The following is a 25,989-nucleotide window of genomic DNA, read 5'->3' on the forward strand; positions in this document are numbered from 1 at the left end:
GATGACGATGTCCGCATACCGCAGAGGCCTCCGCGTCGGGGCCACCAGCCTCACGCTCGCCGCACTGCTGCTCAGCGCCGCCGCGTGCGGCGGCACCACCCGGGACAACTCCGGCAACGACGCCGGGGGCGGCACCCAGGCCAGTGGCGGCGCCAACCCCGACGCCGCCATCAAGGAAGGACTCAAGATCGCCTTCCTGCCGAAGCAGCTGAACAACCCGTACTTCACCGTCTCGGACAACGGCGGCAAGGACGCGGTCACCGAGATCAAGGGTGAGTTCAAGGAGGTCGGCCCCTCCGAGGCCAGCGCCTCGTCCCAGGTCAGCTACATCAACACCCTGTCCCAGCAGGGCATGGACGTGATCGTCACGTCGGCCAACGACCCCAACGCCATCTGCGGGGCGCTGAACCAGGCGAAGGCGGCCGGCGCGAAGATCGTCACCTTCGACTCCGACACCAAGCCGGAGTGCCGCCAGATCTTCGTCAACCAGGTGACCGCCGAGGGCATCGCGGAGAACCAGGTCAAGCTGATCTCCCAGCAGATCGGTGGCGAGGGCGAGATCGCGATCCTCTCCGCGACCGCCAACGCGACCAACCAGAACGCCTGGATCGCCCTCATGAAGGACGAGCTGAAGAAGCCCGAGTACAGCAAGATCAAGCTGGTCACCGTGGCGTACGGCAACGACGACGACCAGAAGTCCTTCCAGGAGACCCAGGGTCTGCTCCAGTCGTACCCGAACCTCAAGGGCATCATCTCCCCGACCACGGTCGGCGTCGCCGCCGCCGGGCGGTACCTGAGCGGGTCGCAGTACAAGGGCAAGGTCAAGCTGACCGGTCTGGGCACCCCGAACCAGATGCGCCAGTACGTCAAGGACGGCACCGTCGACGCGTTCGCCCTGTGGAGCCCGGCCGACCTGGGCTACCTCGCGGCGTACGCCGGCGCGGCACTGGCCTCCGGCCAGATCACCGGCGCCGAGGGCGACAAGTTCAAGGCCGGCAAGCTCGGCGAGTTCACCGTCGGCAAGGACGGGGTGGTCGTCCTCGGACCGCCCACCGTCTTCGACAAGAACAACATCGACCAGTTCCAGTTCTGACCGCCCTTCCGTCCGGGGCGGCGCACCGGCGCGCCGCCCCGGGCGGGGGAGCCGACAGGAGAACCATGCCCCGCGTCTGCTTCACCCTCCAGGTCCACCCCGACCGACTCGACGAGTACCGTGCCCGCCACACGCGGGTCTGGCCGGAGATGCTCACCGCCCTGGCCGAGAGCGGCTGGCGCGACTACTCGCTCTTCCTGCGCGAGGACGGCCTGCTCGTGGGTTACCTGGTCACCGACGACCTCGCGGCGGCCCAGGCCGCCATGCAGTCCCGCGACGTCAACGCCCGCTGGCAGGCGGAGATGGCGCCCTACTTCGTCGGCCTCGACCAGGGCGCCGCCGATCTGGCCATCCGGCCGCTGGACGAGGTCTTCAACCTTGAGGCGCAGCTCACCGCAGAGCCTGAGACGCGGCTCGCCGCACAGACGGGAGAAACACCATGACGCAGCCCGACGCGCAGACCCTCGAGCGGGTCACGCACGCCCTGCGCGCCCAGCGCATCGAGACCCCGTCCTGGGCGTACGCCAATTCCGGAACCCGGTTCAAGGTGTTCCCGCAGGAGGGCGTGCCGCGCAATCCGTACGAGAAGGTCGCCGATGCGGCGGTCGTGCACCGGCTCACCGGCGTCGCGCCGACGGTGGCCCTGCACATCCCGTGGGACCGCGTCGACGACTACGCCGATCTGGCCGCGTACGCGACCGACCACGGGGTCGGCCTGGGGGCGATCAACGCCAATGTCTTCCAGGACAACGACTACAAGCTGGGCAGTGTCACCAACCCGGATCCGGGTGTGCGGCGCAAGGCGATCGACCACCTGCTCGAGTGTGTGGACATCATGGACCGCACCGGCTCCCGGGATCTGAAGCTCTGGTTCTCCGACGGGATCAACTACCCGGGCCAGGACGACCTTCGCGCCCGGCAGGACCGGCTCGCGACGGCGCTGCGGGAGACCTACGACCGGCTCGGCGACGGCCAACGGCTGCTGCTGGAGTACAAGCTGTTCGAGCCGGCCTTCTACGCGACCGACGTGCCGGACTGGGGCACCGCGTACGCGCACTGCCTGGAGTTGGGCCCGAAGGCGCAGGTGGTCATCGACACCGGGCACCACGCGCCGGGTACGAACATCGAGTTCATCGTGGCGTTCCTGCTGCGCGTCGGGAAGCTCGGCGCGTTCGACTTCAACTCCCGCTTCTACGCCGACGATGACCTGATGGTCGGCTCCGCGGACCCGTTCCAGCTGTTCCGGATCATGCACGAGATCGTCCGGGCCGACGCGTTGGCGCCGGAGGCCGGCATCGCCTTCATGCTCGACCAGTGCCACAACATCGAGCCGAAGATCCCGGCCATCATCCGTTCGGTGCTCAACGTGCAGGAGGCCACGGCGAAGGCGCTGCTCGTCGATCCGGACGCGCTGGCCGCCGCGCAGCGGGCCGGTGACGTGCTGGGCGCGAACGCCGTGCTGATGGACGCGTACAACACCGACGTCCGGCCGCTGCTCGCCGAGCTGCGCGCGGACCTGGGCCTGGACCCGGACCCGATGGCCGCGTACGCCCGCTCCGGCTACTTCGACAAGATCCGCGCCGAACGCGCCGACGGCCAGCAGGCCGGCTGGGGCGCCTGACCATCACCACGGAAACGCAGACTGGGGACGTGAGGACGATGCAACCCGAGGTTCAGGCGCTGATCGCGCGCAGCAACCGGCTCGGTGCCGACCCGACGACCACGAACTACGCCGGGGGCAACACCTCCGCCAAGGGCGAGGACACCGATCCGGTCACCGGCGGGCCCGTCGACCTGTTGTGGGTCAAGGGCTCCGGTGGTGACCTGGGCACCCTCACCGCGACCGGTCTGGCCGCGCTGCGGCTGGACCGGCTCCGCGCCCTCGTCGACGTCTACCCCGGCATCGAGCGCGAGGACGAGATGGTCGGCGCGTTCGACTACTGCCTGCACGGCCGTGGCGGTGCCGCGCCGTCCATCGACACCGCGATGCACGGCCTGGTCGACGCGGCGCACGTCGACCACCTGCACCCCGACGCCGGCATCGCCATCGCCGCCGCCGCCGACGGGCCGGAGCTGACCAAGGAGATCTTCGGCGACCGGGTGCGGTGGGTCCCGTGGCGGCGGCCGGGCTTCCAGCTCGGCCTGGACATCGCCGCGGTTGCGCGGGCCAACCCGCAGGCGATCGGCGTGATCCTCGGCGGGCACGGTATCACCGCCTGGGGCGCGACCAGCGACGAGTGCGAACGCAACTCCCTGGAGATCATCCGCACGGCGCAGACGTTCCTCGACGAGCGGGGTCGGGCCGAGCCGCTCGGCCCGGTCGTCGACGGCTACGAGCCGCTGCCAACCGACGAGCGACGGCGTCGGGCGGCGGAGCTGTTCCCGGTGCTGCGGGGCCTCGCGTCCACCGACCGGCCGCAGGTCGGCCACTTCACCGACAGCGACGTGGTGCTCGACTTCGTCGCGCGGGAGAAGCACCCCGCGCTGGCGGCCCTCGGCACCTCCTGCCCGGACCACTTCCTGCGCACCAAGGTCCGCCCGATGGTGCTCGACCTCCCGCCCACCGCCCCGATCGAGGACGTGATCGCCCGGCTCAAGGAGCTGCACACCTCGTACCGCGACGACTACCGCGCCTACTACGAGCGGCACGCCGGCCCGGACAGCCCGGCCATGCGCGGCGCCGATCCGGCCGTGGTCCTGGTGCCCGGCGTGGGCATGTTCAGCTTCGGGGCCAACAAGCAGACCGCCCGGGTGGCGGGCGAGTTCTACGTCAACGCCATCAACGTCATGCGCGGCGCGGAATCCGTGTCACGGTACGCGCCGATCGACGAGGCCGAGAAGTTCCGGATCGAGTACTGGGCCCTGGAGGAGGCGAAGCTCCAGCGCATGCCGAAGCCGAAACCCCTCGCCACCCGGATCGCGTTCGTCACCGGTGGTGGCTCCGGCATCGGTCGGGCGATCGCCCACCGGCTCGCCGCGGAGGGGGCCTGCGTCGTGGTCGCCGACCGTGACGCGGAGGCGGCCGCCGCCGTCGCCGCGGAACTCGGTACCACCGACGTGGCGGTCCCCGTCGCCGCCGACGTCAGTGACGAGCAAGCCGTCGCGGGGGCCCTGCGTGACGCGGTGCTCGCCTTCGGCGGGGTGGACCTGGTGGTGAACAACGCCGGGCTGTCGCTGTCCAAGTCGCTGCTGGACACGACCGAGGCCGACTGGGACATCCAGCACGACGTGATGGCCAAGGGCTCCTTCCTCGTCTCCCGGGAGGCCGCCCGGGTGCTGCTGGCCCAGGGGATGGGCGGGGACATCGTCTACATCTCCAGCAAGAACTCGCTGTTCGCCGGCCCGAACAACGTGGCCTACGGCGCGGCCAAGGCCGACCAGGCGCACCAGGTCCGGCTGCTCGCCGCCGAACTGGGCGGCCACGGCATCCGGGTCAACGGCGTCAACCCGGACGGGGTGGTCCGCGGCTCGGGCATCTTCGCCGGCGGTTGGGGCGCCCAGCGGGCCGCCGTCTACGGCGTGCCGGAGGAGAAGCTCGGTGAGTTCTACGCCCAGCGCACGCTGCTCAAGCGCGAGGTGTTGCCGGAGCACGTCGCCAACGCGGTCTTCGTGCTCACCGACGGGGAGCTGTCGCACACGACGGGCCTGCACGTCCCGGTGGACGCCGGCGTCGCCGCGGCCTTCCTCCGCTGACCACCCTCGGACGGGAATGAGGACGATGTGGTGAGCGGGCCGGTGCACCTCGCCGCCGTGGACCTGGGCGCCTCCAGCGGCCGGGTGATGGTCGCCCGCGTCGGGCCGGGGCGGCTGGAGCTGGCGGAGGCGCACCGGTTCCGCAACGACCCGGTGCCGGTGGCCGGCACGTTGCACTGGGACGTCCTGGCGCTGTACCGGGGCGTCCTCGACGGCCTGCGCGCCGCCGGCCCCGTCGCCAGCATCGGAATCGACACCTGGGCCGTCGACTACGGGCTGCTCGACGCGACCGGCGCGCTGCTCGGCAACCCGGTGCACTACCGGGACGGGCGCACCGATGGTGTCGGTGACCGGGTGGCGAAGCGGCTGGGCCAGGACCGGCTGTACGCCACGACCGGGTTGCAGCACCTGCCGTTCAACACCCTCTACCAGCTCGTCGCCGCCGCCGGTACGCCACAGCTCGACATGGCGCACCGCCTGCTGCTGATTCCGGACCTCATCGCGTACTGGCTGACCGGAGAGATCGGCGCGGAGGTCACCAACGCCTCCACCACCCAGCTGTACGACCTTCGTCGCCGCGCCTGGGCGACCGACCTGATGGTCGACGCGGGGATCCGCGGCGAGCTGTTCCCGCCACTGCGGGAGCCGGGCACGCGGATCGGCCCGGTCCTGCCCGCGCTGGGCCTGCCCGGCGAACCCGCCGTCGTGGCGGTGGGGTCACACGACACCGCGTCCGCGGTGGTGGGTGTGCCGGCGGAGGGACGGCACTTCGCCTACATCTCCTGCGGCACCTGGTCCCTGGTCGGGGTCGAGCTGGACGCCCCGGTGCTCAGCGAGGCGAGCCGGCGCGCCAACTTCACCAACGAGTCCGGTGTCGACGGCACGATCCGCTACCTGCGCAACGTGATGGGCTTGTGGCCGCTGCAGGAGTCGCTGCGCGCCTGGAACCGCGCCGACCTGCCCGCCCTGCTGGGAGAGGCGGCCGGGGAACCGGCCTACCGGTCCGTCGTGGACCTGGACGATCCCACGTTCCTGCCACCCGGCGACATGCCCACGCGCATCGCCGACGCCTGCCGCCGCAGCGGAGAGCCGGTGCCGGCCACCCCGGCGGCCACGGTCCGGTGCGTCCTCGACAGCCTCGCGCTGGCGCACCGGCGCGCCGTCCACCAGGCGCAACTGCTCGCCGACCGGCACATCGACGCCGTGCACGTCGTCGGCGGGGGCGCGCGCAACGACCTGTTGTGCCAGCTCACCGCCGATGCGTGCGGCCTGCCCGTGCTCGCGGGGCCGGTCGAGGCCACGGCGCTGGGTAATGTTCTGGTACAGGCCCGCGCCCTCGGCGTCGTCGGCGGCGACCTGGCGGCGCTGCGGACCGTGCTGCGCGAGACGCAACAGATCGTGCGGTACGAGCCACGCGTCACCGGGACGGCCTGGCGGGCCGCCGCCCGGCGCCTCGGATGGGAGGACTGAGTATGCGAATAGCCCTGTTCGTCACCTGTCTGGCCGACACCCTGTTCCCCGAGGCGGCCAAGGCGACGGTGCGGTTGCTGGAACGGCTCGGTCACGAGGTCGTCTTTCCGCGGGACCAGACCTGCTGCGGGCAGATGCACATCAACACCGGCTATCCGGACGACGCGCTGCGGCTGGTGCGCCGGCACGTGCGCACCTTCGCGCCGTACGACGTGGTGGTGGCCCCGTCCGGCTCGTGCGTCGGTTCGGTACGCCACCAGCACGCCACGGTGGCGCGGGCCGCTGGCGACGAGCGGCTGGCCAGTCGGGCCGAGGAGGTCGCCGGGCGCACGTACGAGCTGTCGGAACTGCTCGTCGACGTGCTCGGCGTGACCGACGTGGGCGCGTTCTATCCGCACCGCGTGACGTACCACCCGACCTGCCACTCGCTGCGGATGATCCGGGTGGGGGACAAGCCGCTGCGGCTGCTGCGCGAGGTCCGCGGCCTGGACCTGGTGGAGCTGCCGCAGGCCGAGCAGTGCTGCGGCTTCGGCGGCACGTTCGCGGTGAAGAACGCGGACACGTCGACGGCGATGCTGGCCGACAAGATGCGCCACGTGCTGTCCACCCGTGCCGATGTCTGCACCGCCGGGGACGCCTCCTGCCTGATGCACATCGGCGGTGGCCTGTCCCGGCTCCGGGTCGGCGTTCGGACCGTGCACCTCGCGGAGATCCTGGCCAGCACCGAGGCCGCAGGCAACGCGACGGAGCGGGCGCTGCGGGGCGGGGTGACGGCATGACGGAGACGTTCCTCGGCATGCCGGCGACCGCGCCGCGCGGTGTCGGGCACCTGCGCGGCGACGAGCCCTTCCCGGTCGCGGCCCGGCGCAGCCTCGCCGACGCCCAACTGCGCCGCAACCTCGGCCACGCCACGTCCACCATCCGCGCGAAGTCGGCGGCGGTGATCGGCGAGGTCCCCGACTGGCAGAAGCTGCGCGAGGCCGGCCGGGCCATCAAGACCGACGTGATGGCCCGCCTGCCCGAGCTGCTGCGACAACTGGAGGCGGCGGTCACCGCCGCCGGCGGCACCGTGCACTGGGCCGCCGACGCCGTCGAGGCCAACCGGATCGTCACCGACCTGGTCCGGGCCACCGGCAGTGACCGGGTCATGAAGGTCAAGTCGATGGCCACCCAGGAGATCGGCCTCAACGAGGCGCTGGAGGCGGCCGGCATCGAACCGGTGGAGACCGACCTCGCCGAGCTGATCGTCCAGCTCGGGCGGGACAAGCCCAGCCACATCCTGGTACCCGCGATCCACCGCAACCGGGCGGAGATCCGGGAGATCTTCCTGCGCGAGATGCCCGGCGTCGACCCGGCGCTGACCGACGAGCCGGCGATCCTGGCGGCGGCGGCCCGCCGCCACCTGCGCCGCACGTTCCTCAGCACCCGGGTGGCCGTCTCCGGGGCGAACTTCGCGGTGGCCGAGACCGGCACCCTCGCGGTGGTCGAGTCGGAGGGCAACGGCCGGATGTGCCTCACCCTGCCGGACACCCTGATCACGGTGATGGGCATCGAGAAGGTCGTCCCCACCTGGACCGACCTGGAGGTGTTCCTGCAACTGCTGCCCCGGGCCTCCACCGGGGAGCGGATGAACCCGTACACCTCGATGTGGACCGGTGTGACGCCCGGCGACGGGCCGCAGGCCTTCCACCTCGTGCTGCTGGACAACGGCCGCAGCGCGGTGCTCGCCGACGAGGTCGGCCGTCAGGCGCTGCACTGCATCCGCTGCTCCGCCTGTCTCAACGTCTGCCCCGTCTACGAGCGGACCGGCGGGCACGCGTACGGCTCCGTCTACCCCGGGCCGATCGGCGCCGTGCTCTCCCCGCAGCTGACCGGCGTGGAGGACAACGCGTCCCTGCCCTACGCCTCCTCGCTCTGCGGCGCGTGCTTCGACGCCTGCCCGGTGATGATCGACATCCCGTCGATCCTGGTGCACCTGCGCGGCCAGCACGTGGCGGCGTACCGCAGCGAGCATCGCCTCCCGAGCGTAGAGGCGGTCACCATGGCCGCCGCCGCGTACACCATGGACCATCTGCCGTTGTACGAGGCCGCGCAGCGGGCCTCGCGGGTGAGCCGCTTCGCCGGCCGGCGAGGTGGCGGCCTTCCTCCGCCGCTGTCCGGCTGGACCATCGGCCGCGACCTGCCGCAGCCGCCGCAGCAGACCTTCCGCGAATGGTGGGCGCAACGATGACCTCCCGCGAGTTGATCCTCGGCCGTCTGCGTGCCGCTCTCGGCCCGTCCCCGACCACCCCCGCCGAGGTCGGGCGGCACTACCGGCCGGCCGGCGGCGCCGTGGACCTCGACGTCCTGGTGGACCGGCTCACCGACTACCGGGCCACCGTGCACCGGTGCTCCGACGGCGAGGTGGCCCAGGTGGTCGACGCCGTTCTCGGCGGCCGACGTGTCGTGGTCCCGCCGGGGCTGCCCCGGCACTGGCTGCCCGACTCCGTCGAGGTGCTGACCGACGACGACCTGCCGAGGGACCAGATCGCCGCCGCCGACGGGGTGGTCACCGCGGCGGCGGTCGCCGTGGCCGAGACCGGGACGGTCGTCCTCGACGCGGGCCCGGCCCAGGGGCGACGGGTCGTCACGCTCCTGCCCGACGTGCACGTCTGCGTGCTGCGTACCGACCAGGTCGTCGCCGGCGTGCCGGACGCCCTGGCCCGCCTGGGCCCGGAGCGCCCGCTCACCTGGATCAGCGGCCCGTCCGCCACCAGCGACATCGAACTCAACCGGGTCGAGGGCGTCCACGGCCCCCGGCACCTGCACGTGGTCATCGTCCCGAGCTGAACGGCCACGGTCGGTGGCAGATTCCGTACCCGCCGTCCCGTTTAGGGACCGGTTGTCGGGTGTACCGACCGTGACGCGTGCCGCACTGATCACAACGACTCGACGTGACCTAGGTGCGGCTTTTCCGATCAGGTAGCGTCGCCTCTCACACCGTCTTCGCACCAACCCCGGCTGCCCGCCCCGCACGGGAGCCGAACTGGAGGGACACAGCCGTGAGGTTTCACAGCGCAGCCCGCAGGGCCGGCCTCGTCGCGGCGATCGCCGCCCTGTCGCTCAGCGCGGGATGTGCCAAGAAGGACGAGGGCGAGACCCAGGCGAGCGGGGTCAAGCTGGTCCAGGCGGGCAAGCTGACCGTCTGCACCCACCTGCCGTACCCGCCCTTCCAGTCGAAGGACGCCAGCGGCAAGGTCGTCGGGTTCGACGTCGACCTCATGGACCTGGTCGCCAAGGACCTGGGCGTCGAGCAGACGATCGTCGACACCCCGTTCGAGGGCATCAAGTCCGGCCAGGACCTGAACACGGGCAAGTGCGACGCTGCCGCCGCCGGCATGACGATCACCGAGGAACGGCAGAAGGTCATGAACTTCTCCGATCCCTACTTCGACGCCACTCAGGCGATGCTGGTCAAGACCGGCAAGCCCTACAAGTCGCTGGACGACCTCAAGGGCAAGAAGCTCGGCGTCCAGGCGGCGACCACCGGCCGTGACTACGCCCGCAAGTTCGAGAAGGAGAAGGGCCTCCAGCTCGTCGAGTTCGAGGACCTCGCCGCCCTTCAGCAGGCTCTCGCCAACGGGCAGGTCGAGGCGGCCATCAACGACCTGCCGGTCTGGACCGAGTACCTCAAGGAGAACCCGGGCGGCTTCGCGGTCGCGGCCGAGTTCGACACCGGCGAGCAGTACGGGTTCTCGGTGAAGAAGGACGGCAACCCGGAACTGCTCAAGAAGGTCAACGAGGCGCTGAGCAAGGCCAAGCAGGACGGCACGTACGACACGATCTACGAGAAGTGGATCGGCAAGCGGCCGAGCGCGTGATCGAAGCTCATGGCAGGAGGGCGCGCGACTCGCGCGCCCTCCGCGTAGGCACCCCCTGGGAACGCGAGGAGCGAACGTGAAGCTGCGGCGCCGCCAGCGAGAGCGGCTGTCCCTCTGGCTCCAGTACCTGGCCTTCATCGCCGTCATCGCCGTGGCGGTCTACGCCGCGGACTGGGGCCGGCTGCGAGCGGCGTTCTTCCGCGTCGACATCATCGAGTCGATGTTCCCGACGATCATCACCGTCGCGCTGCGCAACACGATCCTCTACACGCTGGGGGCCTTCGCCTTCGGGCTCGTGTTCGGCACGATCCTCGCGCTGATGCGGCTGTCCCGGGTGGCTCCGTACCGCTGGGTGGCGACGGCGTACATCGAGCTGTTCCGGGGTCTGCCCGCGCTGCTGGTGCTCTTCCTCGTCGGGTACGGCATTCCGATCGCCTTCCCCGAGCGGGAGATCCCCGGGGGCGTGTTCGGGTCGATCGCGATCGGTCTCGGCCTGACCGCCGCGGCGTACATGGCCGAGACCATCCGGGCCGGCATCCAGGCCGTGCCGAAGGGGCAGATGGAGGCGGCACGCACCCTCGGCATGTCGCACTTCACGGCGATGCGCACCATCGTCATCCCGCAGGCGTTCCGGATCGTGATCCCGCCGCTGACGAACGAACTCATCCTGCTCACCAAGGACTCGTCGCTGGCCTACGTGCTCGGCGTGACGGCGCAGACCATCGAGGTCACCAAGTTCGGCCGGGACACGCTGAACGACCGGGTCAACGCCACGCCGCTGCTGGTGGCCGGCCTCGCCTACCTGGTCATCACCCTGCCGCTGTCCCAGGTGGTACGACGCCTCGAACTCCGCTACGCCAAGGCCCGGTGACCCACATGACGACCACCCAACCCCGGCCCGCCGTCGAGATCCGTGACCTGCACAAGTCGTTCGGGCCGCTCGAAGTGCTCAAGGGCATCGACTTCGAGGTCGGCCACGGCGAGGTGGTCTGCGTCATCGGGCCGTCCGGGTCCGGCAAGTCGACGCTGCTGCGCTGCGTCAACCTGCTGGAGGAGCCGACCGCCGGCAAGATCTGGGTGAACGGTGTCGAGATGACCGACCCGGACGTCGAGATCGACTCCGTACGCCGTGGCATCGGCATGGTCTTCCAGTCGTTCAACCTCTTCCCGCACCTGACCGTGCTGGACAACCTCACCATCGCCCAACGTCGGGTGCTGCGCCGCGGCCGAGGCGAGGCCGAGCGGATCGCGCGGGACAACCTCGAGCGGGTCGGCCTGACCGACAAGGCCGAGGCCTTCCCGGCGCAGCTCTCCGGCGGGCAGCAGCAGCGGGCGGCGATCGCCCGATCGCTGTCGATGGAGCCCAAGCTGATGCTCTTCGACGAGCCGACCTCCGCCCTCGACCCGGAACTGGTCGGCGACGTGCTCACCGTGATGCGCAAGCTGGCCGAGGACGGCATGACGATGATGGTGGTCACCCACGAGATGGCGTTCGCGCGGGACGTCGCCGACCGGGTCGTGTTCATGGACGGCGGCGTGGTGGTCGAGCAGGGGCCTCCGCAGGAGGTGCTCGGTGCGCCGCAGCACGAGCGCACGCGCTCGTTCCTCTCCCGGGTCCTCGACCCGACCCGTGTCGCGCAGCTCGGTCAGCCCGCCCAGGCCCCGGAGCCCCCGGAGCCGCCACACCTGCCGACGGACGACCGCCACAACGTGTGAGCGCGACCGGCTACTGTCGGCCGGCTTCCCGTGCGGCTCTGCGCCGCCACGGCGTCGCCATGAGCAGGACGGCCAGCACGACGACGGCGCTGAGCCCCAGCCCGGTGGACACCGAGATCGAGGATTCCGCAGCCGGGGCCGGACGCGCGCCCTTGACGGGGACGACCGGGCTGTCGTGCTTCTTCTCGTCGGGTTCCACGAGGCGGCCGACGGACGCGTCGCGAGGCAGGGCGAAGCCCCAGTTGAGCAGCGCTGCCGCCTCTCCCAGGCTCCCCAGCGGCGCGGTCTCCGCCCCGAGCAGGGTCACCGCGAGCCGTCGACCGTCGCGTTCGGCCACACCGACGTACGTCTGCCGAGCCAGGTCGGTGAAGCCCGTCTTCCCCCCGAGCGTCCCGGGATAGTGGCCGAGCAGCGTGTTGTCGTGAGTGATGGCGAATGCCGGGTTTCCCGGCCCCGCCGGTATCTGCGCCACCGTCGTGGCCACGTACCGCCGGAAGTCCTCCCTGGCGAAGGTGGCCCGTGCGATCAGCGCGAGGTCGTACGCGCTGGTGTACTGGCCCGGACCGTCCAGGCCCGAGGGCGTCGCCGCGTGGGTCTGGTTCGCGCCCAGCCGACGTGCCTCGTCGTTCATCGCCTCGACCCCGCCCGGTCTGCCCGCGCTGCCGCCGCCCACCCGAGCGAGCACGTTCGCCGCATCGTTCCCCGACCGGAGCAGCAACCCCAGCCACAGGCTCTCGACGGAGTAACGGCCACCCGCGACCACTCCCATCAGCGAGCTGGCCGGGTCCAGGTCACGCAGATCCGCACTGGTCACCTCGACCATCCGGGTCGGATCCAGGCGGGGCATCAGGGACGCCGCCAGCAGCAGCTTCTGGACGCTTGCCGGCGTCCGGCGCTCGTGGGGGCCGCATCCGCCCAGCACCTCGCCACTGTTGAGGTCCGCCACGAGCCAAGAGGTCGCGGTCACTGCCGGCGCCATCGGCGCACCCACCGGAATCGCCAGGCCGGCCGTCGCCAGCTCCTGCCCCCCGACCGCCCGGTCGGCGGCGTCGACCGGTGGCGGGGACGGTATGGCCGGCGGTGGAGTCGGCGGCTTCACGGCGGGGCACGGCACGGATGGCGCGGCTGTCGCCCGCGCCGGTGGCGTCACCGCCACAGCGGGCAGAACCAGCATGGCGCTCAGTGTCACGGCGGCAAACCGAAAGTCGGTCACGTAACGAACGTAATCGTCAGCGGGGCCGGGGCCGGTCGGATTGGCGAAAGCACGTCGAGTCATCGCGTTCGGGCCCGGTTGTCTGCGCCATTAGCGTCCGCGACGACTCGTCTCTGTGTCTTTTCCGCGAGACGGTGTTTTGTTCACAAAAGTGCATCGCCGCGTGGAATGGGAGAGTGCTGCCGCCATTTGGCCATGATGTCGGAAACGTGCAGCAGCGACGCTCTTCTGTGCCCTGGATCGGTCAGCCGAGCAGATCGGTCGGCAGGGGCAGCGCGGGTAGCGACGGCAGTACCGACGGGAGCGGCACCGACGGCAACGGAAGTCGGGGCAGCGACGGGGTGGCGGTGGAGGTCGGTCGGTGGGTCGGCGCCGGTTGCGGTGGCGTCGGCGACGGCCTGGCCGGCGACGGTGCGCCGGAGAGCCCGGGGGCGGCGGCGGTCGACACCGCGGGCGACGGCGTCGGAACCATCGGCACGGTGGCGCAGTGCGGCCAGTCGGGGCACCGGTGCGCGGCCAGGTCCCGCAGGACGGCGTCGATGTCGGCGCGCAGGCGGGCGGCGTCGGCCGGATCGGTGACCCGGCCCAGGTCCCGCTGGGCCTGGTCGATCAGCTCCCGGGCCTCGTCGTACCGTCCCTCCGCGACGGCCGCGCGGGCACGGGCGGTGGTGTGTTCGACGCCGAGCACCTCCGCCCGCTCGGGATGGAGCACCTTGGTCAGCGACCACAGAGGACTGGTCGGCCCGGCGTCGTGGCTGGCGACTCCCAGCCCGGTCGCCAGCATGAGCACGGCGAGCACGGCGGCGGCCATCCCCAGGGCTCGCCGCGCGGACGGCTGCCACCGGGTCGGGCCGGGAACGGGGGCGGCGGGGGCGCCGGCCCGGAGCGTGCGGGCCCGACTGGCGGACGGTGGCGGGACGACGTGGACCGGGCCGTCGACCACGGTGGCCGGCTCGTCGGTGGTGAGGTCGGCACGCCAGGCGGCCAGCATCGCCGTGAGGCCGTCGGCGTCGGCCTCCTGCTCGTCGCGGCCGAGCGCGTCGAGGAGCAGGTCGTCGCGGTGGATCGCGGCGAGGTCCATGTCCTCGCCGCCGTCCGGCCGGGGCTCGCTCATGCCGCCACCTCGTCAAGTCCGTCGCCGGCAAGGGTACGGAGCCGGGCCAGGGCGCGGGACTGGGCCACCCGTACGGCGGGCGCCGACATGCCGAGGATCGAGCCCACTTCCTCGGCGGTGAGACCGACCGCCACGCGCAGGGTGATGATCTCCCGCTGAAGATCGGGGAGGCGGTGCAGCAGCACCGCGAGTCGTCGGGCCAGATCGGTGGCGACGGCCTGCTGCTCCGGCCCGGGTGTGGTGTCCTCCTGCTCCAGGTCGGCGTCGGTGACGGCGGCGCCGCGGACCGCCGCGCGCTGGGCGTCGGCCACCTTGTTCGCCGCGATGGCGAAGACGAACGCGGAGAACGGCCGGCCCTGGTCGCGGTAGCCGGGAAGGGCCTTCAACACCGCCAGGCAGACCTCCTGAGCGACGTCGTCGGCGGTGGTGTACGCCCCGCCGACGCGTCCCAGCCGGGCCCGGCAGTAGCGGACCAGCCCCGGCCGCACACCGGTGAGCAGGGCAGCGACCGCCGCCCGGTCGCCGTTGGCGGCCAGGTGGACGAGCTCTGGCTCGATCGCTGTGGTCATGGGGGACGCGAGGCACCTTCGTTACCGGCGGGTTAACCGCACGCTATCGAGACGCGCGCCACTTTGCCTAGTTCACGGTGCGTGCCGACGAGGTAGCCCAAAGAAGTTGTTACGCCCGCCGGGATCACCGCGATGTCACAGGTAGGAGCCGAGAGGGGGGTGGATGGGCGTCGAGGTGGCGGTGCAGGGGCTGACCAAGTCCTTCGGTGGCCAGCCGGTCTGGTCGGACGTCAGCCTGACCCTGCCGGCCGGCGAGATATCCGTGCTGCTGGGTCCGTCCGGCACCGGCAAGTCGGTGTTCCTCAAGACACTGGTGGGGCTGCTCCGCCCGGACGCCGGGTCGATCTGGATCGAGGGCAGAGACCTGCCTCGGCTCTCCGAGCGGGAGTTGTACGAGGTGCGCAAGCTGTTCGGGGTGCTGTTCCAGGACGGCGCGCTGTTCGGCTCGATGACGATCTACGACAACGTCGCCTTCCCGCTGCGGGAGCACACCCGCAAGTCCGAGTCCCAGATCCGCGAGGTCGTCAGCGAGAAGCTGGACATGGTCGGCCTGATCGGCGCCGAACGGAAACTGCCGGGGGAGATCTCCGGCGGGATGCGCAAACGAGCCGGCCTGGCCCGCGCGCTCGTGCTCGATCCCCGCATCGTCCTCTTCGACGAGCCCGACTCCGGGCTGGACCCGGTGCGCACCGCGTACCTGAACCAGCTGATCATCGACCTCAACCAGCGGACCGGGGCGACCTTCCTGATCGTCACGCACGACATCAACACCGCGCGCACCGTGCCGGACAACATCGGCCTGATCTACCACGGGCACCTGGCCATGTTCGGGTCGCGGGAGTTGCTGCTGTCCAGCACGGAGCCGGTGGTGCGGCAGTTCCTCAACGCCCAGCGCGTCGGACCGATCGGCATGGCCGAGGAGAAGGACGCCGAGGAGTTGCGGGCCGAGGCGGACGCGGGCGTGGAGCTGCCACCGCTGCCACCCATCCCGCTGCAGCTGCCGCCGTCGGACGGACAGCCCCGCGCCGCCGAGCGGCCCCCGGGGCAGTGGTGCCGGGAGCACGGCGTCACGCCGCCACCCGGCTCGTTCGCCGGGCTGGCCGACTGGGCGCCGGCCGGGAACGGGCGGAGGTGACCCCGGTGAGCGGACCCGTCACCGCCGTACGCCACACCGGCGAGTTCTTCGCGTTCTGCCTGGACACCCTGCGCGGCCTCGGCCGGCGACCGGTGCAGGTCCGCGAGTTCGTCCAGCAGGCCTGGTTCATCAGCTCGGTGTCCATCCTGCCCGCCGCGCTCGTCTCCATCCCCTTCGGAGCGGTCATCGCGTTGCAGCTCGGCTCGCTGGTCCGCCAGCTCGGCGCGCAGTCGTTCACCGGCGCGGCGTCGGTGCTCGCGGTGGTCCGCGAGGCGGGGCCGATCGTCACCGCGCTGATCATCGCCGGCGCGGGAGGCTCGGCGATCTGCGCCGATCTCGGCTCCCGGAAGATCCGCGAGGAACTCGACGCGATGCAGGTGCTGGGCATCGACCCCATCCATCGTCTCGTGGTGCCCCGCGTGCTCGCCTCGATGCTGGTCGCCGTGCTGCTCAACGGCCTGGTCAGCGTGGTCGGGGTGACCGGCGGCTACCTGTTCAACGTGGTCCTGCAGGGCGGCACACCCGGCGCGTACCTGGCCAGCTTCCAGGCCCTGGGGCAACTGCCGGACCTGCTGGTGGGCGAGGTCAAGGCGCTGCTGTTCGGCGCCGCCGCCGCGCTGGTCGCCTCGTACAAGGGGATGACCGCCAAGGGCGGCCCGAAGGGGGTCGGCGACGCGGTCAACCAGAGCGTGGTGATCACCTTCATGCTGCTGTTCGCGCTGAACTTCATCGTCACGGCCGTGTACTTCCAGGTCGTACCGCAGAAGGGAAGCTGACGTGCCGGCGCTGCGACACCTCGACGACCTGGGCGGACAGCTCGCCTTCTACCTGCGGGCGTTCGCCTGGGCGCCGCGCACCGTACGCCGCTACAAGCGCGAGGTGATCCGCCTGCTGGCGGAGGTGAGCTTCGGCTCCGGCGCGCTCGCCGTGCTGGGCGGCACCGTCGGTGTCATCTGCTTCCTGACCTTCTTCACCGGCACCGAGGTCGGCCTCCAGGGCTACCAGGCGCTCAACCAGCTCGGCAGCAGCGCGTTCACCGGTTTCGTCTCGGCGTACTTCAACACCCGGGAGATCTCCCCGCTGGTCGCGGCGCTGGCCCTGTCGGCCACCGTGGGCTGCGGGTTCACCGCCCAGCTCGGGGCGATGCGGATCTCCGAGGAGGTGGACGCCCTCGAGGTGATGGGGATCCCCTCGCTGCCGTTCCTGGTCACCACCCGCATGATCGCCGGGTTCGTCGCGGTCATCCCGCTGTACGTGGTGGGGCTGCTGGCCAGCTACCTGGCCACCCGCACCATCGCCGTCTTCTACTTCGGACAGTCCGCCGGCACGTACGACTACTACTTCCACCTGTTCCTGCCGCCGGAGGACGTGCTCTGGTCCTTCGGCAAGGTGCTGGTGTTCAGCGTGATCGTGGTGCTGGTGCACTGCTACTACGGCTACACCGCCACCGGTGGGCCCGCCGGCGTCGGCGTCGCGGTCGGACGGGCCGTGCGGCTCGCCATCGTCGCCGTCAACATCGTCGACTTCTTCCTGTCGCTGGCCATCTGGGGCGCCACCACCACCGTCCGGATCGCGGGGTGACCATGAGACATCGCATCCTCGGCATCGTGTTCATCGCCGTGCTGACCGCTGCGTTGACCGCCTCCGTGCTGCAGTACCGCAAGGCGTTCACGCCGGTCACCTGGGTCACGCTGGAGGCCGGCCGGTCCGGCCTGCAGCTCAGCCCCGGCGCCGACGTCAAGGTCCGCGGGGTCGTCGTCGGCGACGTTCGCTCGGTCGACAGCACGGGCGCCGGCGCGACCATCCGGCTCGCCCTCGACCCGGCCACCACGCCGCTGATACCCGGCGACGTCAGCGCGCGGCTGCTGCCCAAGACGCTCTTCGGCGAGCGGTACGTCGAGCTGGTGCCGGCCGGCGGCACCGGCGTACCGATCCGTGACGGCGCGGTCATCCCCCAGGACCGCAGCCACACCGCCGTCGAGCTGGAACGCGTCCTCGACGAGGCGCTGCCGCTGCTCCAGGCGGTGCGGCCCGAACAGCTCGCCGCGACGCTGGGCGCGATCGCGACCGCCCTCGACGGGCGCGGCGAACAGCTCGGCGCGAACATCGAGCGGCTCGGTGCGTACCTGCGGCAGTTGAACCCGGCGATGCCGGCCATCGCCGAGGACGTCCGCAAGCTCGCCGTCGTGCTCGACAGCTACGACGCCGCCCTGCCCGACCTGCTCGCCCTGCTGCGGGACGTCACCGTCACCGCCCGCACCGTCACCGACCAACGCGCACAGCTGGCGGCGTTCCTCGCCGACACCACCGACACCGCCGACGCCACCCGCGGCTTCCTCGACCGGCACGGCGACCAGATCATCGAACTCGGCCAGGTGAGCCGCCCGGTGCTCGAACTGCTCGCCACGTACGCCCCCGAGTACCCGTGCCTGATGAGCGGCCTGGTCGCCCTGCAACCCCAGGTCGAGAAGGTCTTCGCCGGCGGGCGGATGCACGTCACCCTGGAGGTCACCCGCGACGGCGGCAAGTACGAGAAGGGCCGCGACGAGCCCGTCTACGGCGCGCACGACGGGCCGCAGTGCCGAGGCCTGCCCCAGCCGGGGCAACCGGCGCCCAACGTGCCGGTCGTCGACGGTTACGACCACAGCGGCGCTCGCCCGCGTACCCCCTTGCCGGTCGGCGTGGCGGCGGCCGTGCCCGCCGCCGGTTCCCCGGCAATGGGCCGGGCCGCCACCGGCGAGGAGCGCGCGCTGGTCAAGCCGCTGGTCGGTGCCGTCACCGGCATCCTGCCCGCGGAGGTCCCCGACATCGCGGTCCTGCTCTGGGGGCCGCTGCTGAGAGGAGGGGTGGTGAACGCGCGATGAGCAACAGGACCATGGCGCCCCTGCTGAAGCTGGTGGTCTTCGCCGCGGTGACCCTGCTGCTGACGGCCCTGCTCGCGCAGACCCTCGGTGCCTTCCCACCGGGCGGGGTCACCTACCGGGCCCGGTTCACCGACGTCACCGGCCTGCTCCCCGGCGACGACGTCCGCGTCGCCGGTGTGCAGGTCGGTCGGGTCCGCGGCATCACGGTCGTCGACGACACGCTCGCCGAGGTGGCCTTCACGGTCACCTCCGACGTTCCGGTGGCCACCAGCGTCCGCGCCAAGGTCCGCTACCGCAACCTGGTGGGCCAGCGGTACGTGGCGCTGAGCGAGGGGCCGGGGGAGGGGCGTCCACTGCGGCCCGACGGCCTGATCCCGCTCGGCCAGACGACACCGGCCCTGGACCTCACAGTGTTGTTCAACGGCTTCCGGCCCCTGTTCACGGCGCTCAGGCCCGAGGACGTCAACAAGCTCGCCTACGAGATCATCCAGGTGCTCCAGGGCGAGGGCGGCACGGTCAGCAGCCTGCTGCAACGCACCGCGTCGCTGACCAACACCCTCGCCGACCGGGACGCCGTCATCGGGCGGGTCATCACCAACCTCAACGGCGTCCTGGGCACGCTGGCCGACCGGGACCAGAACCTGGACCAGAGCATCAGCCAGCTCCAGCAGTTCGTCTCCGGGCTGTCCGCCGACCGCACGGCCATCGGCGAGTCGCTGGTCAGCATCGGTGAGCTGACCACCGCCACGTCCTCGCTGCTGCGCGACGTACGACCACCGCTCGCCGCGGACGTGCGCGCCCTGGACGAGCTCTCCGGCACCCTCAACCGCAACGCGGCCGTCATCGACAGCACCCTCGGGCGGCTGCCGGAGCGGTACGAGTCCCTGACCCGCGTCGCGTCCTACGGCTCGTGGTTCAACTTCTACCTCTGCGACTTCGACGGCAACGTGGCGGTGTCGGGCCGGGCACCGCTCGACCTGCCCACCTTCAGCGCCCCGGCCGCCCGATGCGCCGGAGGCAGCCAGTGACACCGTTTCGGGAACGCAACCCGGTGGTCGTCGGCACGCTCGGGCTGGCGCTGATCGTCGCCGTGCTGCTGGGCGCCTTCCAGCTCGACCGGCTGGCCGACCTCACCGGACGCGGCTACGAGGCGGCCTTCCACGACGCCAGCGGCCTCGTCACCGGCAACGAGGTGCGGGTCGCCGGGGTGCGGGTCGGCAAGGTGACCGCCGTGGAACTCGCCCGCGACGGCGCGGCGTACGTGCGGGTCGGGTTCCGGGTGGACGACGACAGCGTCCGGCTGGGCACCGACACCGGCGCCACGATCAGGATCAAGACGGTGCTCGGCCAGAAGTACCTGGCCCTCTCGCCGGCCGGGCCGGGTCGGTTGCGCGAGGGCGGGCAGATCCCCCTCGCCCGCACCGCGGCGCCGTTCGACGTGGTGCAGGCGGTCACCGGGCTCGCCGACACCCTCGACAAGGTCGACACCGACCAGTTGGCCGCCGCCTTCACCACCCTGTCCGAGACCTTCGCCGACACCCCCGCGAGCGTCGACGCCTCCCTGGTCGGCCTCTCCCGGCTCTCCCGGACCGTTGCCGGACGCGACGCCGAACTGCGGGCGCTGCTCGACCGCGCCCGGCAGGTGACCGCCGTGCTCGCCACTCGGGACGACGAGTTCCGCGCACTGGTCACCGACGGCGAGGCGCTGCTGAGCGAGGTGAGCCGGCGTCGGGACGCCATCCACAAGCTGCTCGTCGGCACCGACGACCTCGCCACCCAGCTGTCCGGCCTGGTCACCGACAACCGCGCCCAGCTCGCTCCCGCGCTGCACAAGCTGCGGGAGGTCGTCGCCATCCTGCAACGCAACCGGGACGACCTGGAGAAGACCATCCAGCGGATGGGCCCCTTCGTCACCGCGTTCGCCAACGTGGTGGGAAACGGGCGCTGGTTCGACTCGTACGTCTCCGGTCTGCTCCAGCCGTACCAGCCCACGGGAGGCCGCTGATGCCCGGTCCCATCCAGCGGTGGCGCCGGCCGGTCGCCGTCACCACCGTCCTGCTGGTGGCCGTCGCCGCCGGCGTGGTCGTTCTCCGGGACGGCAAACCCCCACGGCGGGTCGTCGCCCACTTCACCCGCGCCGTCGGCGTGTACCCCGGATCGGACGTGCGGGTGCTGGGCGTCCGCGTCGGTGAGGTGGTCGAGGTGAGCCCGCAGGGCCGCACCGTCGAGGTGACCATGTCCTACGACCCGGGGATCGCCGTTCCCGCCGACGCCCAGGCGCTCATCGTCCCGCCCAGCGTGGTCAGCGACCGCTACATCCAGCTCACTCCCGCCTACGCCGGCGGCGCCGCGCTCGCCGACGGCGCCGAGATACCGCTGGAACGGACCGCCGCCCCGATGGAGATCGACGACATCTACCAGGCGCTCGACGACTTCAACCGCACCCTCGGCCCGGAGGGCGCCAACCGCGACGGCGCCCTGTCCGACCTGGTCGCCACCGGCCGCGCCAACCTGGAGGGCAACGGCCAGCACCTGCATGACACCCTCGACGGCCTGTCCCGGGCACTGGCCACCCTCTCCGACGGGCGGCAGGACCTCTTCGGGTCGGTCGTCAACCTCCAGCGCTTCACCACCGCGCTGGCCCGCAGCGACCGTGAGGTGCGCGCCTTCAACCAGCAGTTGGCCGACGTCGCCCAGCAACTGGCCGGGGAGCGCGACGAACTGGCCGCCGCGCTGCGCAACCTCTCCACCGCGCTGGCCGACGTGACCACGTTCGTGCGGCAGAACCGCGACGCGTTGACCTCCAACGTCGCCGCGCTGGCGGACATCACCGGCATCCTGGTCCGCCAGCAACAGGCCGTCATCGACATCCTCGACGTCGCCCCGCTCGCCCTGGGCAACCTCAACCTGGCGTACAACCCGCGGTCGGGCACCCTGGACACCCGGGACAACGTGATGGGTCCCTACGACCCCGCCGGGTTCGCCTGCTCGCTGATCACCGACCAGCTGCCCGCGGCAAAGGTGCCCGCCAAGTGCCGGGCACTCGCGCAGACCCTGCACTCGCGCGGGCTGCCCATGACCGACCAGCTCCGCAAGCTCCTCAAGCTGCCGCCCGGCGCCCCGGCGACCGGCGGGTCCTCACCGGGGAAACCTCCCCTCAGTTCCCCCGGTGCGCCGATCCCCGACCAGGCGCCGGGCGGCCCCGGCATCACCAGCGACCCCACCCTCGGCGGCATCCTGCGCGGTGTGTCATGAGCGCCCGCATCCTGCGGACCCTGGCGTGCGCGATCGTGGTGGTGATGCTGCCGTCCGGGTGCGGCCTGCCCGACCTCGCCGACCTGCCGCTGCCCGGCGGCGCCCCGAAGGGCGACGGGTACGCCGTCACCGCCGAGTTCAGCGACGTGCTCGACCTGGTGCCACAGGCCGCCGTGAAGGTCGACGACGTGACGGTCGGCAGCGTGGAGAAGATCTCCCTGGCCGGCTGGACCGCCCGGGTCACCCTGCGCCTCGGCGCGGACGTACGCCTGCCGTCCAACGCGACGGCCGCGGTACGGCAGAGCAGCCTGCTGGGCGAGAAGTACGTGACGGTCGCGCCGCCACCCACCGGCGCCTCCTCCGGTCGGCTCGCCGACGGTGACCTCATCCCGCTGTCGCGGACCGCTCGCGGTGCCGAGGTGGAGGAGGTCCTCGCCGCGCTCGGGCTGCTGCTCAACGGCGGTGGCCTGGCGCAGCTGAGGACCATCAACCAGGAGCTCGGCGCCGCCCTGGACGGACGGGAGCCCGGCGTCCGGGACGCGCTGGAGCAGCTGGACACGTTCATCGGCGGGCTGGACAAGCAGAAGGCCGACCTGGTCCGCGCCCTCGACGCCCTGGACCGGCTCAGCGGCCGGCTGGATCGTCAGAAGCAGGTGCTCGGCGAGGCCGTGGACTCCCTCGCCCCGGGCCTGACCGTGCTGGCCGGGCAGCGCGCCCAACTGACCCGGGCGCTGGCCGCACTGGACCGGTTGGGCGACGTCGGCACCCGGGTGGTCAACCGGAGCCGCGACGACACGCTGGCCGACGTACGGGCGCTGCAACCGATCCTGGAGCAGCTGACACGTGCCGGGGACGACCTGCCGAAGTCGCTGGACTTCATGCTGTCGTTCCCGTTCCCACCCAATGTCACCGGCGCGATCGTCGGCGACTTCGTCAACCTCTCCATCACCGCCGACCTCGACTCGGCGTCGATCCTGGCGAACCTGGTCGCCGCTGCCCCCGCCACGCCCGCCCGTCCGCGCACGCCGGCAAAGGGCGCCAACCCCCGCGGGGCACCGGCGGCCGGTGGCGCCACACCGACCGTGCCGCGGCCCGGCGGCGGGTCCCGCCCGCTGCCCGACCTGCCGATCCTGAAGTGCCTGCCCGACCCGCTCAACTTCCCCCCGACCTGGACGCCGCCGAAGGACTGTCAGCTGCCGGAGGGCTGCGTCCTGCTCAAGCCCGGCTCGACGGTGCCCATCGGCGGGCTGATCCTGCCGAAGGGCCTCGTGCCACCGGGCACGGTCTTTCCCGTCGGGACCGAACTGCCCGCCGGCACGGTCCTGACGGCACAGTGCGTCCTGCCGCTGACCGGCGCGGTGATCGGACAGATCGGCACCCTGCCGAACCTGCTGTCCGGGGGGTTGCAGCCATGATCGGACGTACCGCGAAGGTCCAGGTGCTGGCGTTCCTGCTGGTGAGCGTGCTCGGCGTCAGCTACGTCGGCGTGCGCTACGTCGGGCTGGGCGACCGACTGCTCGGCGGAAGCTACGTCGTCCACCTGGACCTCGCCCGCGCTGGCGGCATCTTCCCCAACGCCCCGGTCACCTACCGCGGCGTGCCCGTCGGCCGGGTCGCCGCGGTCGCCCTACGCGGTGACGGGGTCCGGGCCGACCTGCGGATGCAGCGCGACGTCCGGGTACCCGACGACCTGCGGGCCGTGGTGGCGCACCGCTCCGCCGTCGGCGAGCAGTACGTGGACCTGCGTCCGGAGCGCGACAGCGGGCCGTACCTCACCGACGGCGCGGTGATCCCGGTCGAGCGGACCGGTGTCCCGCTCGCGCCGGAGGTCCTGCTGAGCAACCTCGACGCCCTGGTGCGCTCCGTCGGGCCGGAGGATCTCAGCGTCCTGATCACCGAACTCGGCGCCGCGTTCGAGGGCAACGAGCTGGCCCTGGCGCGGATCCTGGACGACGGGGACGCGCTGCTGACCGATGCGACCACCCGCCTGCCGGAGACACTCGCGCTGATCGACGACGGACGAACCGTGCTCACCACCCAGGCGGAGTCGGCGCAGGCGCTGCGCCGGTGGGCGGCGGGCCTGGCCCAGCTGGCGGCCACCGTCCGCGACGCCGACCCCGACCTGCGGCGGCTGCTCGCGGCAGGGCCGCCCGCCGGCCGGGAACTGGTCGCGTTGCTGCGGGGGCTGGAACCGACGGTCGGCACGCTGCTCGGCAACCTGGTGACTGTCAACGGCATCGCCGCCCGGCGGTTGCCCGGCATCGAGCAACTGCTGGTGGTGTACCCGATCGCCGTCGCCGGCAGCTTCACCGTCACCCCGGGCGACGGCACCGCCCACCTCGGCCTGGTCCTCAACGTCGACGATCCGCCGTCCTGCGTGTACGGGGGTGGCCGAACCACCTGCGACGCGGGGGAGCGGGCGGCCGGCGCCAGCGTGCGCGGCGCCGCCAACGCCCCCCGACCGGGCGGCCGGGAACCGGCTCCCGACCCGGGGGCGTCCGGCGGCGCCCCGACCGGCGGGGCCGAGCCCGGCGGGTACGACCCGGCGACCGGCCTGGTCCTCGGCTCGGACGGCCGGCCGTTGCAGTTCGGCGGCACCGGGGGCCAGTCCCGGACGGCCGGGGACCAGTCGTGGAAGCAGTTGCTGCTGGCCGGGGTGACGCCGTGAGCGACGCGAAGAAGGAGGCGCAGATGCGGGCCCGGAGGGACCACACGCTGAAAGTCATCAAGGGGGCGAAGCCCGGGGTACCTGGCCGCGCGTCGCAGCGCCGGATCGTGCCCCGCCAGGTTCCCCGACCGGTCGAGCCGATCGAGGAGCTGCTGAAGCGGCTCGACCAGGAGCCGGTCGAGGACCCGGCGGATGCGGCTGACCCGGCGAGCGGAGACGATCCGGCGAGCGCGGACAGCTCGCCGGAGGACGCCTCGGGTGCCCGCCGCACGGGCGAGCGGGCCACGTCGGCCACCCGGCGACGGTCGCTGGTCATCCTGCTCGTGGCCGTGCTCGCCGCGACGGTCGCGGCCGGCGGCGTGACGGGACACCGCTGGTACGTCGACCGGGCGACGGCCCAGGCCCGGCAGCAGGCCCTCGCCGCCGCCAAACAGGCCAGCGTCAACTTCGTCTCGGTCAGCGCGGCCAGCGTCGACCGGGACATCCAGCGGATCACCGCCGGAGCCACCGGCGACTTCAAGGACGAGTTCACCCGGGGTCAGTCGCAGGTCCGCGCCGCGGTCGTGGAGAACAAGGTCGACTCGCGTGGAACGGTGCTGCGGGCCGGGCTGGTCTCCGGAGATCGCCGTCGAGCGGTCGTACTGGTCGCCGTCGACGCCACCGTCAAGAACGTCAAGGCACCCGAGGGGCGGCCGTCGCACTACCGGATCCAGCTGGACATCGTCCACGACACGGCATCCGGGCGGTGGCTCGTGTCGCGTCTGCAGTTCGTCGGATGAGAGAGGAAAGACACGTGCGCACCCTGGTCCGATTCCCGCGACGGCCGCGCGTTCCCCGGCTGCGTTCCACCCGGATCCGGCTCGTCCCGGCCCTGGTCGTCGCGATCGTCCTCGCGGCCGCCGTCGCCGGCGCCGGCTGGTGGGGCGACCACCGCGCCGAGCGGCGGGACGACGCCGTACGCCAGGCGCTGGCCACCGCGCCCGCCGCCGCCAAGGCCATCTTCTCCTACGACTACCGCACGTTCGACGACAGCGTCGCCAACGGCCGCACCTTCGCCACCGGGCAGTTCGGCACGGAGTACGAGCAGACCACGGCGGCGTTGAAACAGACCGCGACCACCCAGCAGGCGGTCGTGGCGGCCGAGGTGTCCGCGACGGGCGTGGTGACCGCGACCGCCGAACGGGTCGAGTTGCTCGTCTACGTCAACCAGTACCGGCGCAACGTGAACACCGCAGGCGAGAAGGTCGACCAGAACCGGGTGGTGCTCACCCTGGTCCCGGTGGACGGGGAGTGGAAGGTTTCCAGGGCAGCGGCCATCTGATTGTCGGTTCCTGGTCGG

At 71.9% G+C, this 25,989-nt stretch carries 25 protein-coding genes; 22 read left to right on the plus strand and 3 right to left on the minus strand.

Annotated elements, in window-relative coordinates:
• Positions 1 to 7 precede the first annotated feature (7 nt).
• From rhaS to AB0K07_RS12885, 11 genes are all read left to right on the plus strand, one after another.
• Positions 8 to 1,093, plus strand: a complete 1,086-nt coding sequence (rhaS, locus tag AB0K07_RS12835) for a rhamnose ABC transporter substrate-binding protein (RefSeq protein WP_363754127.1) — start codon at positions 8 to 10, stop codon at positions 1,091 to 1,093.
• Between the two features lie 65 nt (positions 1,094 to 1,158).
• Complete coding sequence (locus tag AB0K07_RS12840; RefSeq protein WP_363754130.1) at positions 1,159 to 1,536, plus strand: L-rhamnose mutarotase; 378 nt, start codon at positions 1,159 to 1,161, stop codon at positions 1,534 to 1,536.
• Positions 1,533 to 2,714 carry an L-rhamnose isomerase gene (gene rhaI, locus AB0K07_RS12845; RefSeq protein WP_363754132.1) on the plus strand — a complete coding sequence of 394 codons (1,182 nt, stop codon included), beginning with the start codon at positions 1,533 to 1,535 and terminating at the stop codon, positions 2,712 to 2,714. The genes AB0K07_RS12840 and rhaI overlap by 4 nt, the downstream gene beginning before the upstream one ends.
• Positions 2,715 to 2,752: 38 nt before the next feature.
• On the plus strand, positions 2,753 to 4,786 hold the full coding sequence (locus AB0K07_RS12850) for a bifunctional aldolase/short-chain dehydrogenase (RefSeq protein ID WP_363754339.1): 2,034 nt from the start codon (positions 2,753 to 2,755) through the stop codon (positions 4,784 to 4,786).
• 30 nt (positions 4,787 to 4,816) lie between these two features.
• Positions 4,817 to 6,256, plus strand: coding sequence for an FGGY-family carbohydrate kinase (locus AB0K07_RS12855; RefSeq protein ID WP_363754134.1), 1,440 nt, complete (start codon positions 4,817 to 4,819; stop codon positions 6,254 to 6,256).
• Between the two features lie 2 nt (positions 6,257 to 6,258).
• Positions 6,259 to 7,035: a (Fe-S)-binding protein gene (locus AB0K07_RS12860; RefSeq protein WP_363754136.1), complete on the plus strand. Its 777-nt coding sequence runs from the start codon at positions 6,259 to 6,261 to the stop codon at positions 7,033 to 7,035.
• Positions 7,032 to 8,486, plus strand: a complete 1,455-nt coding sequence (locus tag AB0K07_RS12865) for a lactate utilization protein B (RefSeq protein ID WP_363754138.1) — start codon at positions 7,032 to 7,034, stop codon at positions 8,484 to 8,486. Before AB0K07_RS12860 ends, AB0K07_RS12865 begins: the two co-directional genes overlap by 4 nt.
• Positions 8,468 to 9,085: an LUD domain-containing protein gene (locus AB0K07_RS12870; protein ID WP_363754140.1), complete on the plus strand. Its 618-nt coding sequence runs from the start codon at positions 8,468 to 8,470 to the stop codon at positions 9,083 to 9,085. The genes AB0K07_RS12865 and AB0K07_RS12870 overlap by 19 nt, the downstream gene beginning before the upstream one ends.
• A 212-nt stretch (positions 9,086 to 9,297) precedes the next feature.
• Entirely contained in the window at positions 9,298 to 10,116 is an 819-nt protein-coding gene (locus AB0K07_RS12875) for a basic amino acid ABC transporter substrate-binding protein (RefSeq protein WP_363754142.1), read from the plus strand.
• Between the two features lie 76 nt (positions 10,117 to 10,192).
• Positions 10,193 to 10,987: an amino acid ABC transporter permease gene (locus tag AB0K07_RS12880; protein WP_363754145.1), complete on the plus strand. Its 795-nt coding sequence runs from the start codon at positions 10,193 to 10,195 to the stop codon at positions 10,985 to 10,987.
• A 5-nt stretch (positions 10,988 to 10,992) separates the two neighbouring features.
• Positions 10,993 to 11,832: an amino acid ABC transporter ATP-binding protein gene (locus AB0K07_RS12885; protein WP_363754147.1), complete on the plus strand. Its 840-nt coding sequence runs from the start codon at positions 10,993 to 10,995 to the stop codon at positions 11,830 to 11,832.
• Between the two features lie 10 nt (positions 11,833 to 11,842).
• Here the strand turns inward: AB0K07_RS12885 and AB0K07_RS12890 are convergent, their stop codons facing one another.
• From AB0K07_RS12890 to shbA, 3 genes are all read right to left on the minus strand, one after another.
• Complete coding sequence (locus tag AB0K07_RS12890) at positions 11,843 to 13,006, minus strand: serine hydrolase (protein WP_363754149.1); 1,164 nt, start codon at positions 13,004 to 13,006, stop codon at positions 11,843 to 11,845.
• Positions 13,007 to 13,289: 283 nt separating this feature from the next.
• Complete coding sequence (locus AB0K07_RS12895; protein ID WP_363754151.1) at positions 13,290 to 14,159, minus strand: anti-sigma-D factor RsdA; 870 nt, start codon at positions 14,157 to 14,159, stop codon at positions 13,290 to 13,292.
• The gene (gene shbA, locus AB0K07_RS12900) at positions 14,156 to 14,728 is read right to left on the minus strand and encodes an RNA polymerase sigma factor ShbA (RefSeq protein WP_363754153.1); all 573 of its coding nucleotides are present in this window, start codon (positions 14,726 to 14,728) and stop codon (positions 14,156 to 14,158) included. The genes AB0K07_RS12895 and shbA overlap by 4 nt, the downstream gene beginning before the upstream one ends.
• Before the next feature lie 163 nt (positions 14,729 to 14,891).
• On the opposite strand from shbA, the gene AB0K07_RS12905 reads away from it, so the two are divergent.
• From AB0K07_RS12905 to AB0K07_RS12955, 11 genes are read left to right on the plus strand one after another with little or no spacing between them, the layout of a single operon-like run.
• Positions 14,892 to 15,863, plus strand: coding sequence for an ABC transporter ATP-binding protein (locus tag AB0K07_RS12905; protein ID WP_363754155.1), 972 nt, complete (start codon positions 14,892 to 14,894; stop codon positions 15,861 to 15,863).
• 5 nt (positions 15,864 to 15,868) lie between these two features.
• On the plus strand, positions 15,869 to 16,639 hold the full coding sequence (locus AB0K07_RS12910) for an ABC transporter permease (protein ID WP_363754157.1): 771 nt from the start codon (positions 15,869 to 15,871) through the stop codon (positions 16,637 to 16,639).
• A gap of 1 nt (position 16,640) precedes the next feature.
• Positions 16,641 to 17,444 (plus strand): ABC transporter permease, encoded by an 804-nt coding sequence (locus tag AB0K07_RS12915; protein ID WP_363754159.1) that lies wholly within the window; start codon positions 16,641 to 16,643, stop codon positions 17,442 to 17,444.
• A 2-nt stretch (positions 17,445 to 17,446) separates the two neighbouring features.
• Positions 17,447 to 18,727 carry an MCE family protein gene (locus AB0K07_RS12920; protein WP_363754161.1) on the plus strand — a complete coding sequence of 427 codons (1,281 nt, stop codon included), beginning with the start codon at positions 17,447 to 17,449 and terminating at the stop codon, positions 18,725 to 18,727.
• Positions 18,724 to 19,755, plus strand: a complete 1,032-nt coding sequence (locus AB0K07_RS12925; protein WP_363754163.1) for an MCE family protein — start codon at positions 18,724 to 18,726, stop codon at positions 19,753 to 19,755. The genes AB0K07_RS12920 and AB0K07_RS12925 overlap by 4 nt, the downstream gene beginning before the upstream one ends.
• Positions 19,752 to 20,732 carry an MCE family protein gene (locus AB0K07_RS12930; protein WP_363754166.1) on the plus strand — a complete coding sequence of 327 codons (981 nt, stop codon included), beginning with the start codon at positions 19,752 to 19,754 and terminating at the stop codon, positions 20,730 to 20,732. The genes AB0K07_RS12925 and AB0K07_RS12930 overlap by 4 nt, the downstream gene beginning before the upstream one ends.
• Positions 20,732 to 21,982 carry an MCE family protein gene (locus AB0K07_RS12935; protein WP_363754168.1) on the plus strand — a complete coding sequence of 417 codons (1,251 nt, stop codon included), beginning with the start codon at positions 20,732 to 20,734 and terminating at the stop codon, positions 21,980 to 21,982. Before AB0K07_RS12930 ends, AB0K07_RS12935 begins: the two co-directional genes overlap by 1 nt.
• Entirely contained in the window at positions 21,979 to 23,397 is a 1,419-nt protein-coding gene (locus AB0K07_RS12940) for an MCE family protein (protein WP_363754170.1), read from the plus strand. Before AB0K07_RS12935 ends, AB0K07_RS12940 begins: the two co-directional genes overlap by 4 nt.
• Positions 23,394 to 24,650: an MCE family protein gene (locus tag AB0K07_RS12945; RefSeq protein WP_363754173.1), complete on the plus strand. Its 1,257-nt coding sequence runs from the start codon at positions 23,394 to 23,396 to the stop codon at positions 24,648 to 24,650. The genes AB0K07_RS12940 and AB0K07_RS12945 overlap by 4 nt, the downstream gene beginning before the upstream one ends.
• Complete coding sequence (locus tag AB0K07_RS12950; RefSeq protein WP_363754175.1) at positions 24,647 to 25,429, plus strand: hypothetical protein; 783 nt, start codon at positions 24,647 to 24,649, stop codon at positions 25,427 to 25,429. Before AB0K07_RS12945 ends, AB0K07_RS12950 begins: the two co-directional genes overlap by 4 nt.
• Positions 25,426 to 25,971: a hypothetical protein gene (locus AB0K07_RS12955; protein ID WP_363754177.1), complete on the plus strand. Its 546-nt coding sequence runs from the start codon at positions 25,426 to 25,428 to the stop codon at positions 25,969 to 25,971. The genes AB0K07_RS12950 and AB0K07_RS12955 overlap by 4 nt, the downstream gene beginning before the upstream one ends.
• Positions 25,972 to 25,989 lie beyond the last annotated feature (18 nt).

Source organism: Micromonospora sp. NPDC049301 (genome assembly GCF_040678715.1).
Lineage (GTDB): Bacteria > Actinomycetota > Actinomycetes > Mycobacteriales > Micromonosporaceae > Micromonospora.

Coding starts and splice junctions, on each gene's coding strand:
- rhaS (WP_363754127.1), top strand. CDS start 8: ATGTCCGCATACCGCAGAGGCCTCCGCGTCGGGGCCACCAGCCTCACG.
- AB0K07_RS12840 (WP_363754130.1), top strand. CDS start 1,159: ATGCCCCGCGTCTGCTTCACCCTCCAGGTCCACCCCGACCGACTCGAC.
- rhaI (WP_363754132.1), top strand. CDS start 1,533: ATGACGCAGCCCGACGCGCAGACCCTCGAGCGGGTCACGCACGCCCTG.
- AB0K07_RS12850 (WP_363754339.1), top strand. CDS start 2,753: ATGCAACCCGAGGTTCAGGCGCTGATCGCGCGCAGCAACCGGCTCGGT.
- AB0K07_RS12860 (WP_363754136.1), top strand. CDS start 6,259: ATGCGAATAGCCCTGTTCGTCACCTGTCTGGCCGACACCCTGTTCCCC.
- AB0K07_RS12865 (WP_363754138.1), top strand. CDS start 7,032: ATGACGGAGACGTTCCTCGGCATGCCGGCGACCGCGCCGCGCGGTGTC.
- AB0K07_RS12870 (WP_363754140.1), top strand. CDS start 8,468: ATGGTGGGCGCAACGATGACCTCCCGCGAGTTGATCCTCGGCCGTCTG.
- AB0K07_RS12885 (WP_363754147.1), top strand. CDS start 10,993: ATGACGACCACCCAACCCCGGCCCGCCGTCGAGATCCGTGACCTGCAC.
- AB0K07_RS12890 (WP_363754149.1), bottom strand. CDS start 13,006: ATGCTGGTTCTGCCCGCTGTGGCGGTGACGCCACCGGCGCGGGCGACA.
- AB0K07_RS12895 (WP_363754151.1), bottom strand. CDS start 14,159: ATGAGCGAGCCCCGGCCGGACGGCGGCGAGGACATGGACCTCGCCGCG.
- shbA (WP_363754153.1), bottom strand. CDS start 14,728: ATGACCACAGCGATCGAGCCAGAGCTCGTCCACCTGGCCGCCAACGGC.
- AB0K07_RS12905 (WP_363754155.1), top strand. CDS start 14,892: ATGGGCGTCGAGGTGGCGGTGCAGGGGCTGACCAAGTCCTTCGGTGGC.
- AB0K07_RS12920 (WP_363754161.1), top strand. CDS start 17,447: ATGAGACATCGCATCCTCGGCATCGTGTTCATCGCCGTGCTGACCGCT.
- AB0K07_RS12925 (WP_363754163.1), top strand. CDS start 18,724: ATGAGCAACAGGACCATGGCGCCCCTGCTGAAGCTGGTGGTCTTCGCC.
- AB0K07_RS12935 (WP_363754168.1), top strand. CDS start 20,732: ATGCCCGGTCCCATCCAGCGGTGGCGCCGGCCGGTCGCCGTCACCACC.
- AB0K07_RS12940 (WP_363754170.1), top strand. CDS start 21,979: ATGAGCGCCCGCATCCTGCGGACCCTGGCGTGCGCGATCGTGGTGGTG.
- AB0K07_RS12945 (WP_363754173.1), top strand. CDS start 23,394: ATGATCGGACGTACCGCGAAGGTCCAGGTGCTGGCGTTCCTGCTGGTG.
- AB0K07_RS12955 (WP_363754177.1), top strand. CDS start 25,426: ATGAGAGAGGAAAGACACGTGCGCACCCTGGTCCGATTCCCGCGACGG.